Source organism: Anaeromassilibacillus sp. An200 (assembly GCF_002160025.1).
GTDB lineage: Bacteria > Bacillota > Clostridia > Oscillospirales > Acutalibacteraceae > Caccousia > Caccousia stercoris.
Genome location: NZ_NFJU01000125.1, coordinates 1 through 1,226 on the forward strand (window position 1 = coordinate 1; position 1,226 = coordinate 1,226).

Below are 1,226 nucleotides of genomic sequence, written 5' to 3' on the forward strand. Positions count from 1 at the left end.
AGATCTTCTATCGTCACCATGTGAAACTTCAGCTGCATCTTCCCACCCCCGTATGCACTTATTTTACCATGGTTTTCTCCTCGGGTGAATCTTTTGTCAACAGCTCCATTTTGTCCCGAAGTCCGGCTCCTTGCGGTGCTTCCCCAGCCGGGGTATCCCTTTTCGGACGGTCATTCTGTTTTCAAGGTGCTGTCCATCGATGAACTACCCTAAGTCTACACCTAAATGACCGCCCGTCCCGTATATCCGAAAGGTGGGAAATCGGCTTAAGAAACAGGCTATTTCCACGCTCTCGGAATTGTGGTAAAATAATAAGTACAGAGTGACAAATTGGAATTTACGGAGGGGATATTGTATGTTGGATAGTAAAAGGATAAAGGAAATAATGTATGCGTTAGGTGCAGATTTGTGTGGTATAGCAAGTATAGATAGGTTTGATAATGCACCGAAAGGCTATCATCCTTTAGATGTACTTCCGACTTGCAAATCGGTAATTTCTTTTGGTTGTAGATTTCCAGTAGGAACACTTAATTGCAAGTCTAATATTCCATATACAAGGGTAAGAAATTCTATCACGTCAAAAATGGATGCGATAGCTCTAGATTTTTGTATTGAAATGGAAAAGAACCAGATAGTATGTGTTCCTATTCCTACAAATGAAAGCCAATGGGATAAAAATACTAACAGATGGCGTTCTATTGTTTCGCAAAAACATATAGCTCAAGCGGCGGGCTTGGGAACAATAGGGAGGCATTCTTTGTTAATAACGCCAGAGTTTGGAAGTATGGTCTGGTTAGGAGCAGTGTTATGCGAACAATATTTTGAGCCTGATAAAATGAAAGAACCTCTTTGTAATAATTGTAATTTATGTGTTGATATTTGTCCTGTAAATGCTTTAGAAAATCCAGAAATAAAACAGCAATCCTGTTGGGATTTTGCATTTGGAGATGATGAAGAAGAGCAGGTTTGGAGAATAGCTTGTCATAGGTGTAGAGATATTTGTCCGTATAATCTAGGCAGTCAAAATTCGATTCTAAGGAAGAATAACTAAAGAAAATCCTAATTTATCGGGCAGACAAGGAGGGAGAGCATGGAGTTATCCATACAGGAACGGCTAAAAGACCTGCGTGTGGAGCGCGGACTGACGCTGGAACAGCTTGCGGAGAAAACCCATCTCTCCAAGTCCGCTTTAGGCAGTTATGAGGGGGACAACTTCAAGGACATCA

2 protein-coding genes are annotated in these 1,226 nt (G+C 41.2%); both read left to right on the forward strand.

Translation table 11 applies throughout. From position 1 onward, the window contains the following. Nucleotides 1–355: 355 nt before the first annotated feature. Nucleotides 356–1,051: a 4Fe-4S binding protein gene (locus tag B5F35_RS18170; RefSeq protein WP_242969593.1), complete on the forward strand. Its 696-nt coding sequence runs from the start codon at nt 356–358 to the stop codon at nt 1,049–1,051. 39 nt (nt 1,052–1,090) lie between these two features. Next, on the forward strand, nt 1,091–1,226 hold a 136-nt coding region (locus B5F35_RS18175), incomplete at its 3' end, for a helix-turn-helix domain-containing protein (protein WP_140401234.1).